We start from the raw sequence: 15,624 nt of genomic DNA, 5'->3' as shown, positions 1-15,624 counted from the left end.
AACGGTCCACCAACGTCGCCGCGTCAAGCTTCTGCTTGATCAGCCCGGCGCGCAGATAGAGGTCGATGGTCTTCTGCTCGTCGGCCACCACGCTGTCGTCAATCGGCGCGATGCGGATCTTGGCACGGGTGAGCCAGTTCAGCGGCACCGACGGCTCGACGTTCATGAGCTTGCCCCAGGTCTGGGCGTACGCGTTGGCGTTGTTCAGCGCCCATGCGCGCGCAGCGGTCAGGCGGCGCAGATAGTCTTCCAGATCGGCATGCTTGTCGCGGATCGCGTTCGGCGTCGCCACGACGAAGCTGAGTCCCGACGTCAGGCCCTCGGCATTCAGCACAACGCGCGACTGGAACAGAACTTCCTCCTGGCTGACATAGGGCTCCCAAGTCGACCACGCATCCACCGAACCGCGGCTGTATGCGACCTTCGCATCGGCGGGCGCGAGGAACACGATCTGCACGTCGGCAGGCGTCCAGCCCTTTGACTCCAGCGCGGCCAGCAAAAGCTGGTGCCCGATCGATCCGCGACCGGTGGCGATCTTCTTGCCTTTCAGCTCGTCGAAATTCTTGATGGCAGAATCCTTCGGCACCAGCACGGCGAGGCCGTCCCCGGTCTGGCGGATCGCGCCGATCGCCTTCACCGGCACGTTGGCCGCCGCGGCGAAGGTGAACGGCGCATCGCCGACCAGGCCGGCCTCGATGGCGCCTGCGCCAAGCGCCTCCAGCAGCGGCGCTGCTGCGGCAAATTCCTTCCACTCAATCTTGTAGGGCACGTCCTTGAGCACGCCGGAGGCTTCCATCACCGCGCGCGCATTGCCTTTCTGGTCTCCGACAATCAACGTTGTTTCGGCATGGGCCGACGACAGCGCGGCGGCAAACAACGCCGCGGTGACGATAAGACGTTTCATCACGCTGCCACTCCGGAATTCTTGTGGGCGGCCGCACGCTGGGCGACCAGTTCGCGGGTGCGCGGGATCAGTTCACGACCGTAATCGATGGCGTCGATCAAGGGATCGAAGCCACGAATGAGAAAGTGGCTGACACCGAGATCGTAGTAATCGGCGAACACTTCGGCGACCTGCTCGGGCGTGCCGACCAGCGCCGTGGTGTTGCTGTTGGCGCCGGTCAGCGCCGCCATTTCGGTCCACAGCCGCTTGTCGATGCGGGTGCCCTGCTCGGCCAGCGCCAGCAGACGCTTCGCGCCGGCCGTGGCATGGCCGTCAACCGGCTTGCGATAACCGGTCTTGTCCTGCAGGGCGGTCGCGCGCGCGAGGATATCATCCGCCTTGGCCCATGCCTTCTCCTCGGTGTCGGCAATGATCGGCCGAACCGACAGGCTGAAGCGTGGCGCGGGGCGTCCATGCTTCGCTGCGGCGGCGCGAACACGCGTTGTCACGTCGCGCACCTGCGCGTAGGATTCACCCCATAGCGCAAACGTATCGGCATGCTTGCCGGCAACCTCGATCGCAGCGTCCGACGCGCCGCCGACGAAGATCGGGATGCCCGCCGGATTGAACGGCTTCACCTGCGAGAAACCATTCTCGACCTGATAGTACTTGCCGGAATAGCTGAACGGCTTTTCGCTGCGCCATTCCTGCTTGATGACCTCGAGCCATTCGTCGGTGCGGGCGTAACGCTCGTCCTTGTCGTCGATGGTATTGCCGTCCTGGCGCAACTCGGTGGCGTTGCCACCGGTGATGACATGCAGCGAGACGCGGCCACCGGAGAACTGGTCGATGGTGGCGAGTTGCCTTGCCAAAAGCGTCGGTGCGGTGAAGCCTGGCCGCTGCGCGATCATGACCTTCAACTTCTCGGTGACACTCAGCACGTGCTGGCCGACCTGCAGACCGTCGGGAATGGTGGAGTGAAACGCCAGCAATGCGCGGTCGAAGCCGGCGAGTTCATGCGCCTTGGCGACGGTCTCGATATAGGACCGGTCGAGGATCGGACCGGAGCGGACGCGGGTCTCGGAGGAATCGTTGTTGGTGATGAAGCCGATGAATTCGATGGACATGGTGGTCTTCCTTGTCGATGGATTGAATCAGATGCCGAGCGCGAGGCGGCCGGCGCTGAGGCGCGTGGCATCGTCCTGCGGGGTATGAACGCGGCCGCACATCACGTCGCGAAAGTGCCGTTCCAGCGGATTGGCACGAGTCAGACCGTGATTGCTGGTCAGCGATAGCGCGTCCTCGACGGCAGCGACGGCGTTGTTGGTGACGGTGAGCTTGATGATGTTGGCTTCGGAGGCGGTGAGCGCGACGCCATCGTCGATATCCCGACCAAAGCTGTCGAGCAGCCGCGCATTGACGGCGAGCTTCGCCTGAATGCCGCCCACGATCTCCTGCGCGCGCGACAACGTCGCCAGCGGCGCGCCCAGGCTCGACGGCACGCGATTCTGCAGGAACTGCACGACCCAGTCCCGTGCCGCTTGCGCGACGCCGTCATAGACCGCGCCGACCAGCACCGCCTGCACGGTGGCCTGCGTCAAGTCCGGCGCGCCCCACTCGGAGGGCTTGCGCAGGTCGATTTCGTGATCGAGCGGAAACACCACGTCGTCGAAGACGACATCATGGCTGCCGCTGGCGCGCAGCCCCAAATGATCCCAGGTCTCGACGATCGACGTTCCCGGCAGACCGGCGGGCACCAGGAACAGACCAACGCGCACCTCCGGCTCGTCGGTCTTCGCCCATACCGTGTACCATTTCAGGATCGGCGCGCCGGTCGAATAGATCTTGCGGCCGCTGAGCCGCCAGCCGGTCGCAGTCCGCGTCGCCGTGGTCGCCGGCAAGCCGCCGCGCGACGGCGAACCCTGGTCCGGCTCGACGCGCAACGCGTTGACCAGCGCCAGCCCTTCAACTGTCTCCTTCGCCAGCCTGCGCGAGAGATGCACCGGCCAACGCGTACTATCCGCGATGACGAGATGGTGAATGTAATGCATCGCCAGCACCAGCCCGGTTGCGGCATCGGCCTTGGCCACGATGCTGACGACCCGCGCCGCGTCTTGCACGCCTGCGCCCCCGCCGCCGAGCAACGCCGGCACCGTCAGTGCCAGAAGGCCCTCGTCGGACAATTCCTGGAAATTCTCGAACGGAAAGCTGCCGGTGCGATCATGCAGCGGCGCACGCTCGGCAAAGCGGGGCGCCAGCAGCGATGCCCGCTCGATTGCCGACGGCAAAGCCTCCGGCCGTTCCTGGCGCTTGATGCTCAAATTCAACGGTCATTCCAGTTCTGGAAGGTCGCGCGTCCTGACCTATGTCAGAACGGATGTACCGACAGCGTGCCGAACACAATGGCGGCGATCAGCGCAAACGCGCTGTAGACGGCGAAGTTCGCGAAGCGTCCGGCGGAACGTCCCGGCAGCGTGCGGGCGTGGATGTGCAAGCGGGCCTCCGCAGACAGTTCGCGCATCATCGTTCTCCAGCGCTTCATCGTCCGCATAACAAATGCCGATCCGGGCTGGATGCAAGGGGGGCGTGAAAATAGCGACGCCTGCCCTGCCCCGCGATGCGTGGGCAGATGAAAATACTCTCCGGACTGCGACAGCGAGAATTCTATTTGCCGGTATTTTTCTCAGGAATCGGCTGTCGCCATGGCGGGACCGCTGCGTGCCAGATGGCTGGTGAGTTTTCGTGTCACGTCGCGGCGCAGCGCGTTGAACTCCGGCGATGCGACATCGCGCGGCCGCGGCAGGTCGATATCGATCTCACAATCGATCCGGCCCGGCCCCGCGGTCATCACCACCACCCGGTCGGCCAGCAGCACCGCCTCCTCCACCGAATGCGTTACGAAGATCACGGTCAGTCCGGTGGTGCGCCAGATCTCGACCAGCTCTTCCTGCAGCTTGCTGCGCGTCAGCGCATCCAGTGCGCCGAACGGCTCGTCCATCAGCAGGATGTCGGTGTCATTGGTCAGCACCCGCGCAATCGCGACGCGCTGCTTCATGCCGCCGGATAATTCGTGCGGATAGCGTTCGGCAAACGCCGACAGACCGACCATCGCCATGAATTTTTCGGTCAGCTCGGCCACGACCTTCGAGGCAACACGACGATGCCGCGGCCCGAAGCTGATATTGTCGCGCACCGTCAGCCACGGAAACAGCGCGTAGTCCTGAAACACCATGCCGCGTTCCGGCCCCGGCCGGTCCACCTCGAAGCCGTACATGGCGACTGAGCCGTGGGTGGCTTTCTCGAAGCCCGCGATGATCCGCAGCAGCGTGGACTTGCCGCAGCCGGACGCGCCGAGCAGGCAAATGAACTCACCCTTGCGGACCGTGAGGTTGACACCGCGCAACGCTTCGACCGGACCGCTGGAGGACTGGTAGAATTTCTGCAAGGCGGTGACTTCAAGGATCGGCGGCTGACTAGTCATGGTGCTGTGGGCTCCAGCGCAGGAAGTAGTGGCTGAGCGAAAGCAGGATGCGGTCCGACAAAAACCCGGTGATGCCGATAATGATCATCCCTGTGATCACCAGATCGGTGCGCGATAGCGTCCGGCCATCCATGATGACCGCGCCGAGCCCTTCGGGCACGCCGGTCATCTCGCCCACCACGATCAGTATCCAGGCGAAACTGGCGCCCAGCCGCAATCCGTTGAAGATGCTGGGCAGCGCCGCAGGAAGGACGACGGCGCGAAACAGTTTTGGTCCGCTGCAGCCGAGCATCTCGGCCGCCTCGAACAGCCTGACATCCACCGACTTCACGCCAAACACGGTGTTGAGCAGGATCGGATAAAACGCGCCGAGAAAGACCAGGAACACCGCCGAGCGCGGCCCCAGGCCGAAAAAGATCATCGACAGCGGCAGCCACGCCGTCACCGGGATCGGACGCAGCAACGACAGCGTGGGATCAAACAACGCGCGCAGCAGCGGGATCCGGCCGATCATCAGGCCGAGCGGAATACCCAGCACGGCCGCGCACAGAAAGCCGCCATAGACCCGCTGCACCGACTTCCAGAAATGGATCGGCAGGCTGGCGCTATAGGCATCATCGTAGATTCCGCCGAAGGCGAAATCCCACATCATGACCGCCACGCCATAGGGCGAAGGCACCAGCCGGGTCCCGGTCCAGCGCACCATCGCATCCCAGAACAGCAGCAGGCAGACCGGCACGATCAAAGCGAGCGCTATGGCGCGAAGGCGCGGCAACAGCCGGCCGCGTGCCGCAGGCATGGATGCCGGCGGCAATGCGGAGGGCGATGTCACGCTGCCCGACTCGGGCAATCCATCGACGGCGGTCTGCAGGGGCAGCGTTGCGCTCACGTCGCGGCCAGCGCCTGCACGAAGCTGGCATCGATGAAGGTCTTGTAGTCCGGCAACTGACGGATCTGCTTCTTGGCCAGCATCTGGCTGCCGTAGTAATTGGCCTGCTTCAAGAACAGGTCGTCTATTTTCCATGTCAGTTCGACGTTGGGCGCCGCCTGCTCGATCGACGGCTTCTGCTGGCCGAGCTTCTGCATCGCCATCGCCACGAAGGCGTCACGGTCCTTCATGGCGTATTCGCTGGCCTGGCGGTGGATCTTGAGCAGCGCCTTGACGAGTTCGGGATCCTTTTCGATGGTGCTTCGGCTGGTCGCGAGTACCATGTTCAGCGACCCGGTCGGCGTCGAATAGGGATACTCGACGATGGTGCCGACACCATTGGCCAGACTGATGCCCGGGCCGGGCTCTGCGCCGACATAGGCATCAATGTCGCCGCGGGCCAGCGCCGCCGCCATGTCGCTGAACGACAGGCGGACAGCTTCGACATCCTTGACCGTCATGCCTTCAGCGGCCAACCGGTCGAGGATCACCACCTCCTGGGTCGATCCCGGCAGGATCGCGACCTTCTTGCCTTTGAGTTCCTTGATGCTGGTGATCCCTGACGCCTTGCTGGCCACCACGGCCATGCCGCGATTGCAGGCGGAGGCAATCACCACGACCGGCTCGCCATTGGCGCCGCCCAGCGTCGCTGCCGCAAGGCCGAAGATGCCGAAGTCCACGGTGCCGGTAGCCACCGCGTTCTTGCCGTCGGTCGGGGTTTCAAACGGGATGACTTCGATCTTGATATCGGCCGGAACGAACTTCTCGTAGAAATACGGCGTGATGCCGTGGATCAGTTTCAGCGTGCCTATCTTGATGACGCGGTCGGCGGCGAAGGCCTTGATGCTGGTGGTGGACAACGCCGCGGCGGTCGCCGCCAAACGGATGAACTGACGTCGGCTCGTGGTGTGCATCTGGTGCTCTCGCTGCGGCTGATCCAAGGTGTCGGCTTCCACGTACATGCAAGAGCCGTGCCCTTTGCTGGCATTTTATGGCGTGGGGACGCCGCCGCGCTGCTCAATACACGTCGAGTTGAAACCGGCCCTTCTTTTTGAGATCGCCGACGAACGACACCGCCTCGTCGGTGCTGCGCGCGCCATATTGCGCGACGATGTCCACCAAGGCGCGCTCGACATCCTTGGCCATCCGCTTGGCGTCTCCGCAGATATAGACATGGGCGCCGTCGGCCAGCCACGTCCAGACGTCGCGGCCGACTTCGCGCATGCGGTCCTGCACGTAGAATTTTTCGCCGGAGTCGCGCGACCAGGCCAGCGACAGCCGCGTCAGGAATCCCTCGCTCTTCATCGCGTTGAGTTCGTCGGCATAAAAGAAATCCGAGGCGCTGCGCTGGTGGCCGAAGAACAGCCAGTTCCTGCCGGGGGCACGGGTCGCCTTGCGATCGTGCAGGAAGGCGCGAAACGGCGCGATGCCAGTGCCCGGGCCGACCATGATGATAGGGATGTTGGGATCATCCGGCAGCGCGAAACCATGCGCCTTCTGTACATAGACTTTGAGTTCATCTCCGGGCTGGATGCGGTCGGCGAGAAAGCTCGACGCCAGGCCGTGGCGTTTGCGCTTGCCGACGACGTAACGCACGACGTCGATCGTCAGCGACAGTTTTCCGGGCGTCGCATTGTGCGACGACGAGATTGAATACAGCCGCGGCTGCAACGGCTCCAGCGCCTCGATGAAGGCCTCGGGATGCGGCCGCACGTGAGAGAACTTCTGCAGCGCCGCCATCACGTCGAGCGTAGTAGCGTCGCCGTCGGGATCCTCGCCCTGCGCCAGCGCGCGCGCTTTTGCGCGGTGCGCGCCGCCGGTGAGGTAGGAGATCAATTCGAACAGGCTGTCCGGCGCCGGCGCCAAGGACACATCGTAGCGCAACACGTCGCGCAGCGTCTTGCCGCGAACTTCCGTATTGTGCGAGGCGCCGAGCAACGCGATGATCTGGTCGACATGGCCGAGGTCGTTGCTGGCGAAAATGCCGAAGGAATCGCCAACGACGTAGTCCAGCCCGCAGCCGGACAGGTCGAAATCGACATGCCAGGTTTCCTTCTCCGAGCCCTTGCCGTTGAGCAGGCGGCGGTCGAGAAAAATCGCGGGAGCGGGATTGTCGCGCGAGCGACCGAGCGTCGATGGATCGGCGGCTTCGACCACAGGCTTTCCCACCGCGGGCGTCGCCGCAGCCGGCGCAGCACCAGTGCCTGGCGACTTCTCCATTTCCTCATTCAACGCCTTCAGCATCCGCGCGGTTTCCTTGCCGCCGGGGACGCAGAGGTTGAGGCGTGGCTCAGTATGGCCGGCGATCGCCTCGGCGTAATCGTTGCAGTTGTAACCACACTGGCCGCAATCCTGCTGCGCCATCGCCGCCATCATTTTTCGGCGCATCGGCCGCCCCTCGGCGAGCTTCATGCGGTCGGCGATCGGCATGGTCTGGTCGTGCCACGGCGTGCCGTCGTCCTCCTCGGGCATCACGGCGGCGCCCTGCTCCGCCGACAATGGTGCCGGTGCGTCCGACAGGAGCCCTGCAAAGAAGCCGTTCAGCCAGGAGCGCTGCGCCTCCGAGAACGGCGCAGACGACGGGATGATCTCGACTTTCGGCGGCGGCGTCATCTGGTTCATGCGGACACCATGTCTTCGGTAGATTGGGCTTCGGCAAGCTGGCGCAACGCTGCGCCATCGTGGCGGCGCGCAAAGCTGAGGAAGGTCTCAACGGGTGACGCGCGGTTGGCCATATAGGCCTTCAGCAGTTTCTCGACGAACACCGGTGCGTCGGCCGCCTTGAGGTCATGATAGACCTCCTGCCCGACATCCGCTCCTGGACCGAAGCTGCCGCCGGCGAACAGGTGATAGCCCTCGATGGTGTCGCCCTCCTCATTGACCGGCACCTTGGCGCCGATCATGCCGATGTCGCTGATGTAATGCTGCGCGCAGGAGTGATGGCATCCCGTGAGATGGATGTTGAGCGGCGTATCAACGGGCACACGCGGCTCGCACCAATCGCCGATGGCAGAAGCGCTGCGCTTGGTGTCGGCATTGCCGAACTTGCAGCCGGCAGCCCCCGTGCAGGCAATCAACCCGGCGCGGATCTCGGAGGCGGCGATAGCGAGGCCGAGCGCCTCGATCGCTGCCATTGCCAGCGCGACGTTGTCATCCCGCACGCCTGGTATCAAAAGGTTCTGCCACACCGTGAGGCGTATCTCGCCGTCGCCGAGATCCCCGGCGATCTTTGAGAGCCCGCGCATCTGATCGCAGGTCAGTTTGCCCAATGGCAGCAACACGCCGATCCAGTTCAGCCCATCCTGTTTTTGCTTGTGCACCCCGATATGCGCCATGCGATCAAACTGCGGTCGTGGCGCCAGCGCTTCCGCCGGCACGCGGGTGAAGGCATAACCCAGCTTCGCCTCGACCAGCACCAGGAACTTGTCCATTCCCATGTCGTCGATGACGTATTTCAGGCGCGCTTTCAGCCGGTTGGTGCGGTCGCCGAGCTCGATGAAGACGCGGACAATGGCATCCGACACTTTCGTCGCATCGGCCGGCCTGACGATGATGCCGGTGTCTTTGGCAAAGTCCTTGTGGCCGGTGATGCCGCCAATGCCGAGCTTGAACCAGATGCCGGGCTCGACGCCAAAACCGTCCTTCACCTCGACCGCGGCAAACGCGATGTCGTTGGTATCTTCCAGCACAGCGATCTTGCCTGCGCCGTCGAAGGCAACGTTGAATTTGCGCGGCAGCCCGGTCAGCGAGCGGTCGTTGAGGATGTGATAGTGCCACTCTCGCGCATAGGGCCGTGTGTCCAGCAATTCCTGCGGATCGATGCCGGCGGTCGGCGTGCCCGTGACGTTGCGGATGTTATCGGCGCCGGAGCCCCGCGAGCACAGGCCGAGATCCTGGATCCCCTCGATCAGCGCGACCGCATTCTTCGGCGGAATCTCGCGCACCTGCAGGTTGGCGCGCGTGGTGACGTTGCAGAACGGCCCGCAGAGGTCTTCGATCAGATCAGCGAGACCCGCGAACTGCCCGTGCTTAAGGATGCCATTCGGAATCCGCAGCCGGCTCATATAAGAATCCTGCGCCGGCCCGACATAGAACAGACCGTAATAGCGCCAGCGAAAATTATCCGCCGGCGACGGCCGCGCGTCGAGCTGCGCCTGTTCCTTCAGGCGCGGATAGGCGTCGAACGGATGTTCCTCGCGCTTCCATTTTTCAGGATCGGCTAACCTTTTGCCGGAAGCGATGACGCGGTCCTGCGCCTTGAGATGCGGCGCATCGGGTCCGCTCGGCTCGGCGTTCGACTTTACCGTGGCGCCACCACCGAGTCCGCGGCCGACGCGGCTGATCTGCAGCCCGGTCGAAAAGCCTTCGAGGTAGCGCTTCTGTTCGTCGGTGAAGTCGAGGGAGACGGGGTCGATTTTCATCGCGAGCGAGACTCCTGCAGCCACTGTCGTGGCATCAACGGGGAACGGAATGTGACCGCGCAGGTCCAGGTCAGCGCATCGCGCCGGCATGAATTCTGGGAAGCGGTCCGATCAGCCTCGTTGCTGCGGAAATCCATCGGGACGTGGCCGGCGCGCTTCAGCGAACGCCGGCACGCTAGGAGCATTCAAGTCTTGTGCCAGAATGTCGATGATGAAAAACATAGGGATATCAGTGCATTGTCAGGCTCAATACGCCCAACCCACCGGCTCGCCTGCGAACGTTTTGCACCGCACGCACAATATTTAGACGGCAGGCACTCAAGCGGCAGCCGTCATGGCGAGGAGCCAACGGGTCCGGCTTCGCCGGCCCGTTGATAAACTCCGCGAAGCGGCAATCCAGAAGGCCTCAAGCGAGAGCTGGATTGCTTCGTCGCAAGGGCTTCTCGCAACGACGTAGGAGAGGCCAGTGGTTCCCCTCCCCGATTTAGGGTGTGATCTTGAGCGCCTAGATGTTTGCCGCCAGATCGACGATCTGGTCATGCAGAATACCGCTCTGCCGAAGCATGTTCTCGATGCTGTTGAGCGCGTCCGCGATGGCACGCTTTGAGGTATCGATCTTCAACTCGGCAGTCTCCGGCGCCTGATAGTCGTTGGCGATGCCGGTAAAGTCCTTGAGCGCGCCGGCACGCGCCTTGGCGTAGTGCCCCTTGGGATCGCGCTGCTCGCAGATCTCGGCCGGCGTCGAAACGTAGATCTCGCGAAACGCGGAATCCACGATGCGGCGGGCTTCTGCACGGTCATCGCGCGAGGGCGACACCGCCGCGACGATGGCGATGTGGCCATTGCGTGCGAGATGGCCGGCGACTTCGGCCAGCCGCCGGATATTCTCGCGGCGATCGGCGGCGGAAAAGCCGAGGTCGCGATTGAGGCCGGCGCGCAGCGTATCGCCGTCGAGCAGGATCGGCGAACCGCCGATGCCAAACAGCCGGCGCTCCAGCGCCAGTGCCAGCGTCGACTTGCCCGATCCCGGCAGTCCCGTGAACCACACCACCGCGCCGGCGTGACGATAGCGCCCCGAACGTTCAACGGGCTGCAGCGCCGATTCCACCGGCACGATGTCGAGCGATACCGCGCGCCGGCCGGGCTCGACCGAAAGCACAAGACCGCCGCCAGCGATCCGGCCATTGACCTCGATCACCAGCCGCCCGGTGCGTGGATTGTCGGCGTAGCAATCGGCGGCTACCGGCTGGGCCAGCGAGATATCGATTTCGCCGACATGGTTGCGGGCGATTTCGCGGGTCTCGACGCTGGCCAGTACGCCGGGATCGATCGCCTTTTCGATCGCGACCACGGTGGCGCGCACTTCGCGGACGCCGAGCCGCAGCAGGATCGACGCTCCCGCCTTCAGCGGTTGCTCGTGCAGCCAGAAGATGCGCGCGCGAAGCCGCCTGGTGTCGGATGGCACTGCACCCACATGCGCAATCACGTCGCCACGTTCGACGAAGAGTTCGCGGTCGAGCGTGACGCCGATCGATCGCCCTGCTCCGTGCTCGCCAGCGAGCGGCGTCGTGGCCCAATGCTCCACGGTCTTGATCCGCGCCAGCTTACCGGCCGGCATGATGACGACTTCGTCGCCGACGGCCAGATGGCCGGCCTCGATACGTCCGGCAACGATCCGCCGGTCGTCGAACTTGTAGACCGCTTGCACCGGCAAACGTAACGTCAGTTCATCCAGCGCGATCGCCGGCGTCAACGCGTCCAGCGCATCGACCACGGTCAGCCCGCGATACCAGCCGATGCGTTCGGTAAGGGCGGCCACGCCGTCGCCATCCCGCGCCGAGATCGGAATGATGGCGGCCGGAGCTACGCCCAATTCAATCAGATGCGCCGAGATTTCGTCGCTGATGGACTGGAAGCGCGCTTCGCTGAAATCGACTCGGTCCATCTTGTTGACGACGACGGCTACCTGTTTCACGCCCAGCAGATGCAGAAGGTAGGCGTGTCGCCGCGTCTGGTCGCGCACGCCTTCCAGCGCATCGATGATCAGCACGGCGGCATCGGCCTGCGAAGCGCCTGTGATCATGTTGCGCAGGAACTCGGCATGGCCGGGCGCATCGATCAGAATGACGTCGCGCGATTTGGTGCGGAAGCGAATCTGCGTGGTGTCGATGGTGATGCCCTGGTCACGCTCGGTCTGCAGCGCATCGAGCAGGAACGACCATTCGAACGGCATGCCGCGTCGCGCGCTGGCCGCTTTCAGCATCTCCAGCTTGCCGTCCGCCAGACTGCCGGTTTCATGCAGCAGACGGCCGACCAGCGTCGACTTGCCGTGGTCCACATGGCCGACGATGACGATGCGCAGTTGCGGGCGCGTGGTGCCGTTGGGCGTGGCAAGCGTTGCCGGATTGACGGGTTTGGTCATGCGTCACCTCTACAGATAGCCGGCGACGCGCAGTCGCTCGAAGGCATCTTCGGTCTCGTGATCGAGCGCGCGGCCGGCGCGTTCGGGAACAGTGCTGCCGTCGAGTTCGGTCAGGATTTCGGCAATCGAGGTGGCGTTGGACGCGACCGGATTGGTGATGTCCTGATCGCCCAGCGAGCGATAGCGCATGCCGTCGCGGGCTAAATACAGCGGGATGATCGGGATATTTTCGCGCGCCGTGTAGGCCCAGATGTCGGCCTCGGTCCAGTGCAGGATCGGATGGATGCGCAGATGCGCGCCGGGCGGCGGCGACGCATTGAACTGATCCCAGAATTCTGGCGGCTGGTCGCGCACGTCCCACCCGCCCTCGACGCCGCGCGGCGAGAACACGCGCTCCTTGGCGCGGGTCGCTTCCTCGTCGCGCCGGATACCGGCGATCAGCCCGTCGAAACCGTATTTGGCGAGCGCCAGCTTGAGGCCTTCCGTCTTGCGCGCTGCCGAGCGCGCGGCCGGCGGCAGCGTTGGATCGATGCCCTCGATCGGCGGGCAGTTCTCGATCAGGAGATCGAGCCCCCACTCCCCGGCATACCGATCCCGGAATGCGTACATCTCCGGAAACTTCTTGCCGGTGTCCACGTGCAGGGCGGGAAACGGCACGTGGCCGAAGAAAGCCTTGCGCGCCAGCCAGATCATCACGTTGGAATCCTTGCCGAGCGACCACAGCAGAGCGAGTTTCTTCAGTCGCGCGAAGGCTTCGCGCAGGATGTAGATGCTCTGCGCTTCCAGCTGGTCCAGGTGATCCATCGACACCACATCGGATCGGACGCGCTCAGAATGGGACTGCGCCATGTGCATTCTCCGGGTCGGTGGAGTTGCCTGGAGAATGACCGTTACTCACGGAGCGAGGTGCTCGGAGAAATTGCATCTCTGGAACTCAGTTTACAGAGTTAAAAAATCCAAACTAAGTATCGCAAATAGATAGAATATATTTCTATTTGGATCTTATGAATAACTGATATAGAGAATTATATTCTAGTCAAGCCGGATCCTGGTAAGGAGTATGTGATGCCGAGTTCGCCCGCCGCCGCGCGTCCCGAAGATTGGGATCGAGCGCTGCAGACCGCCTCGCCTGCCGAGGTGATTGCGGCAGCGCTTGAGGTCGCGGGTCGCGAACAGCTGGCGCTGGTGTCGTCGTTCGGTACGGAGTCGGCGGCGTTGCTCAAGGTGATGGCCGACGTCGATCCCGCCATCCCCGTACTGTTTCTCGACACCGGCTGGATGTTCGACGAGACGCTCGCCTATCGCGACGAGCTGATCCGCACGCTGGGTTTGCGCGACGTGCGAACGGTACGCCCCGCGTCAGCGTCGCTGGCGGCGCACGACCCTGATGCAGACAGGTGGTCGTCCGATCCCGACACCTGCTGCCGGATACGGAAGGTCGAACCGCTGGCGCAGGCGCTGGCGCCGTTCTGCGCCTGGATCAACGGCCGCAAGCGCTTTCAGGGCGGATCGCGCGCGGCCATACCGGTCGTCGAACAGGAAGACGGCAGATTGAAATTCAATCCGTTCGCCAATGTCACGTCGGATGATATCCAGCTGATCTACGCATCCGCCGATTTGCCGCCGCATCCGCTCGTCGCATCGGGCTTTGCGTCGGTCGGCTGCATGCCCTGCACGAGCCGCACCTTACCGGGCGAGGACCCCCGCGCCGGTAGGTGGCGCGGCCGCGGCAAGACGGAATGCGGCATTCACAAGCCGGCCGGCTGAGGCGGCGGCCTCAACCCTTCATATGGGCGATTTCAAACGACGCCAGATGCGCCGCGATATTGTTGGGATCGAACGCCGGGCCGGCAAACGCGCCGACCGCATCCGGCACGTCGGTGTTAACGCTGCCGGTTGCTCCGAGAGCAGCGTCATAAAGGTCCGGGCGGAACACGGCCTGCGCGGTGTTCAATAGCTCAGGGCTGAGCGGCGCCTGCCCCCAGCGCACCATCTGGGCGTAAAGCCAGGCGGCCTGCCGCGGATCGGGACGCCCTGCCCCTTGGCGGCCAACCAGCAGATAGCGGCGGCTTTCGCGCATCAAACCATCCGGCGAAATCTTCAGCCGCCCATCCAACGTGCGCAGCAGCACTTCCGGCGAGACGCCGATCCGCTCAGGCTGCGCCAGGATCGCGGCGACCTCGTCGCGGTTGGCGCTGTCCTCGATGAAGGCGGCGGCGGCGCAATGCGCCCGCGTCAAAGCGGCCAGCACTTCCGGATTTTTCTCCGCCCAGTCCTGCCGGACCGCGAGCACTTTCTCGGCGGCACGCGCCAGAATGTCGGAGACGAAATGCAGGATATGACCGACGCCGCGATCGACCGCGACCGAATTCCAGGGCGCGCCGACGCAGAACGCATCGACATGGCCACTGGTCAGGCTGCCCACCATGTAAGGCGGTGGCAGCACCACGAGCCGCACATCCTCGTCGGGATCGACGCCGCCGGCGGCCATCCAGAACCGCAACTGGTAGTTATGCGTCGAGAACGGAAACGTCATGCCGAAGGTCAGCGGCTCGACACCTGCCTTTCGCCTGTTCGCGACGACGCGCGCGAGCGCCAGCGCGGTAACCATCGGATCGTAGGGATCGCCGTCCACTTCGGCCATCAAAGCAGCGTGCAACGCGGGCGACACGGTGATGGCATTGCCGTTGAGGCCGAGATTGAACGACGCCACGATCGGCACCTTTACATGGCCGAGGCCCAGGCTGGAGGCGATCGCCACCGGCGCCAGCAGATGCGCGGCATCGAACAGGCCGATATTGAGCTTGTCGCGGACATTTGACCAGGACACTTCCCGCACCAGCGTGACATCCAGCCCCTCCGCGGCGGCAAATCCCCTGTCGACCGCGACGATCAGCGCGGCGGCGTCAACCAATGGAATGAATCCGATGCGAAGTGGTTGACCGGTCATTTCAGCAACTCCGCCGCGGTGACGATCGACTGCGCGATCTCGCCGATTTTCTTCTTCTCGCGCATCGCGGTGGATCGCAGCAGTACATAGGCTTCGTCTTCGGTCAGTCCTTTCAGTTTCATCAGGATGCCCTTGGCGCGATCGATCACCTTGCGGTCTTCCAGCGCGGATTTGGTGCGCTCGAGTTCATCCTGCAGTTTCGAGAAGGCGTTGAAGCGCGAGACGCAGAGATCGAGGATCGGCTTGATGCGTTCCTTCTTCAAGCCGTCCACGATGTAAGCGGAAACGCCGGCATCGACCGAGGCCTGGATCGATGCCGAATCGCTCTGATCGACGAACATCGCGATCGGCCGGCGCACCGCGCGGCTGACCTGGAACATCTGTTCCAGCACGTCGCGGCTCGGGTTTTCCAGATCGATCAGGATCACGTCCGGATCGAGCGCGTAAATCCGGGCCAGCAGATTCTGCATATCGCTGATATGCGTGACGCCGGAAAAGCCCGCCTCGCGCAGTCCTTCCTGCAGGATTGCGGCCCGGAT

General features: G+C 63.8%; 14 protein-coding genes. 1 reads left to right on the top strand and 13 read right to left on the bottom strand.

Annotation, left to right across the window (positions count from 1 at the left end):
* The 11 genes from JWQ24_RS25520 to cysD all read right to left on the bottom strand — a co-directional run.
* The coding region (locus tag JWQ24_RS25520; RefSeq protein WP_299814400.1) for an ABC transporter substrate-binding protein at positions 1–904 on the bottom strand (904 nt) is incomplete at its 3' end.
* A complete protein-coding gene (locus tag JWQ24_RS25515) occupies positions 904–2,010 on the bottom strand; it encodes an LLM class flavin-dependent oxidoreductase (RefSeq protein ID WP_299814397.1) in 1,107 nt (368 codons plus the stop codon). The genes JWQ24_RS25520 and JWQ24_RS25515, both read right to left, overlap by 1 nt.
* A gap of 27 nt (positions 2,011–2,037) precedes the next feature.
* Positions 2,038–3,210 carry an acyl-CoA dehydrogenase family protein gene (locus JWQ24_RS25510; protein ID WP_299814395.1) on the bottom strand — a complete coding sequence of 391 codons (1,173 nt, stop codon included), beginning with the start codon at positions 3,208–3,210 and terminating at the stop codon, positions 2,038–2,040.
* Between the two features lie 41 nt (positions 3,211–3,251).
* Positions 3,252–3,404, bottom strand: coding sequence for a hypothetical protein (locus tag JWQ24_RS25505; protein WP_299814392.1), 153 nt, complete (start codon positions 3,402–3,404; stop codon positions 3,252–3,254).
* A 162-nt stretch (positions 3,405–3,566) separates the two neighbouring features.
* Positions 3,567–4,364, bottom strand: a complete 798-nt coding sequence (locus tag JWQ24_RS25500; protein WP_299814389.1) for an ABC transporter ATP-binding protein — start codon at positions 4,362–4,364, stop codon at positions 3,567–3,569.
* Complete coding sequence (locus JWQ24_RS25495) at positions 4,357–5,163, bottom strand: ABC transporter permease (RefSeq protein WP_299814403.1); 807 nt, start codon at positions 5,161–5,163, stop codon at positions 4,357–4,359. Before JWQ24_RS25495 ends, JWQ24_RS25500 begins: the two co-directional genes overlap by 8 nt.
* A gap of 86 nt (positions 5,164–5,249) precedes the next feature.
* The gene (locus JWQ24_RS25490; protein WP_299814386.1) at positions 5,250–6,206 is read right to left on the bottom strand and encodes an NrtA/SsuA/CpmA family ABC transporter substrate-binding protein; all 957 of its coding nucleotides are present in this window, start codon (positions 6,204–6,206) and stop codon (positions 5,250–5,252) included.
* Positions 6,207–6,309: 103 nt separating this feature from the next.
* Entirely contained in the window at positions 6,310–7,914 is a 1,605-nt protein-coding gene (locus JWQ24_RS25485; RefSeq protein ID WP_299814383.1) for a sulfite reductase subunit alpha, read from the bottom strand.
* Positions 7,911–9,713 carry a NirA family protein gene (locus JWQ24_RS25480; RefSeq protein WP_299814380.1) on the bottom strand — a complete coding sequence of 601 codons (1,803 nt, stop codon included), beginning with the start codon at positions 9,711–9,713 and terminating at the stop codon, positions 7,911–7,913. Before JWQ24_RS25480 ends, JWQ24_RS25485 begins: the two co-directional genes overlap by 4 nt.
* A gap of 505 nt (positions 9,714–10,218) precedes the next feature.
* Complete coding sequence (gene cysC, locus JWQ24_RS25475) at positions 10,219–12,135, bottom strand: adenylyl-sulfate kinase (protein WP_299814377.1); 1,917 nt, start codon at positions 12,133–12,135, stop codon at positions 10,219–10,221.
* Between the two features lie 9 nt (positions 12,136–12,144).
* Positions 12,145–12,984, bottom strand: a complete 840-nt coding sequence (cysD, locus tag JWQ24_RS25470) for a sulfate adenylyltransferase subunit CysD (protein ID WP_299814374.1) — start codon at positions 12,982–12,984, stop codon at positions 12,145–12,147.
* A 216-nt stretch (positions 12,985–13,200) separates the two neighbouring features.
* Between cysD and JWQ24_RS25465 the strand changes: the two genes are divergently transcribed.
* On the top strand, positions 13,201–13,902 hold the full coding sequence (locus tag JWQ24_RS25465) for a phosphoadenylyl-sulfate reductase (RefSeq protein ID WP_299814371.1): 702 nt from the start codon (positions 13,201–13,203) through the stop codon (positions 13,900–13,902).
* Between the two features lie 10 nt (positions 13,903–13,912).
* Here the strand turns inward: JWQ24_RS25465 and JWQ24_RS25460 are convergent, their stop codons facing one another.
* Both JWQ24_RS25460 and JWQ24_RS25455 read right to left on the bottom strand, forming a co-directional pair.
* A complete protein-coding gene (locus tag JWQ24_RS25460) occupies positions 13,913–15,085 on the bottom strand; it encodes a CmpA/NrtA family ABC transporter substrate-binding protein (RefSeq protein WP_299814368.1) in 1,173 nt (390 codons plus the stop codon).
* The coding region (locus JWQ24_RS25455; protein ID WP_299814365.1) for an ANTAR domain-containing protein at positions 15,082–15,624 on the bottom strand (543 nt) is incomplete at its 5' end. The genes JWQ24_RS25455 and JWQ24_RS25460, both read right to left, overlap by 4 nt.

It is taken from the genome of Tardiphaga sp., assembly GCF_028290495.1.
In the GTDB taxonomy this organism is placed as follows: domain Bacteria; phylum Pseudomonadota; class Alphaproteobacteria; order Rhizobiales; family Xanthobacteraceae; genus Tardiphaga.
Note: the sequence above shows the minus strand (reverse complement) of the source record. Positions and strands in the feature narration are given on the sequence as shown.

Excerpts from the sequence above, each read along its gene's own strand:
- cysC (WP_299814377.1), bottom strand. The coding sequence starts at position 12,135 with ATGACCAAACCCGTCAATCCGGCAACGCTTGCCACGCCCAACGGCACC.
- JWQ24_RS25500 (WP_299814389.1), bottom strand. The coding sequence starts at position 4,364 with ATGACTAGTCAGCCGCCGATCCTTGAAGTCACCGCCTTGCAGAAATTC.
- cysD (WP_299814374.1), bottom strand. The coding sequence starts at position 12,984 with ATGGCGCAGTCCCATTCTGAGCGCGTCCGATCCGATGTGGTGTCGATG.
- JWQ24_RS25515 (WP_299814397.1), bottom strand. The coding sequence starts at position 2,010 with ATGTCCATCGAATTCATCGGCTTCATCACCAACAACGATTCCTCCGAG.
- JWQ24_RS25480 (WP_299814380.1), bottom strand. The coding sequence starts at position 9,713 with ATGAAAATCGACCCCGTCTCCCTCGACTTCACCGACGAACAGAAGCGC.
- JWQ24_RS25490 (WP_299814386.1), bottom strand. The coding sequence starts at position 6,206 with ATGCACACCACGAGCCGACGTCAGTTCATCCGTTTGGCGGCGACCGCC.
- JWQ24_RS25465 (WP_299814371.1), top strand. The coding sequence starts at position 13,201 with ATGCCGAGTTCGCCCGCCGCCGCGCGTCCCGAAGATTGGGATCGAGCG.
- JWQ24_RS25495 (WP_299814403.1), bottom strand. The coding sequence starts at position 5,163 with ATGCCTGCGGCACGCGGCCGGCTGTTGCCGCGCCTTCGCGCCATAGCG.
- JWQ24_RS25505 (WP_299814392.1), bottom strand. The coding sequence starts at position 3,404 with ATGCGCGAACTGTCTGCGGAGGCCCGCTTGCACATCCACGCCCGCACG.
- JWQ24_RS25460 (WP_299814368.1), bottom strand. The coding sequence starts at position 15,085 with ATGACCGGTCAACCACTTCGCATCGGATTCATTCCATTGGTTGACGCC.
- JWQ24_RS25485 (WP_299814383.1), bottom strand. The coding sequence starts at position 7,914 with ATGAACCAGATGACGCCGCCGCCGAAAGTCGAGATCATCCCGTCGTCT.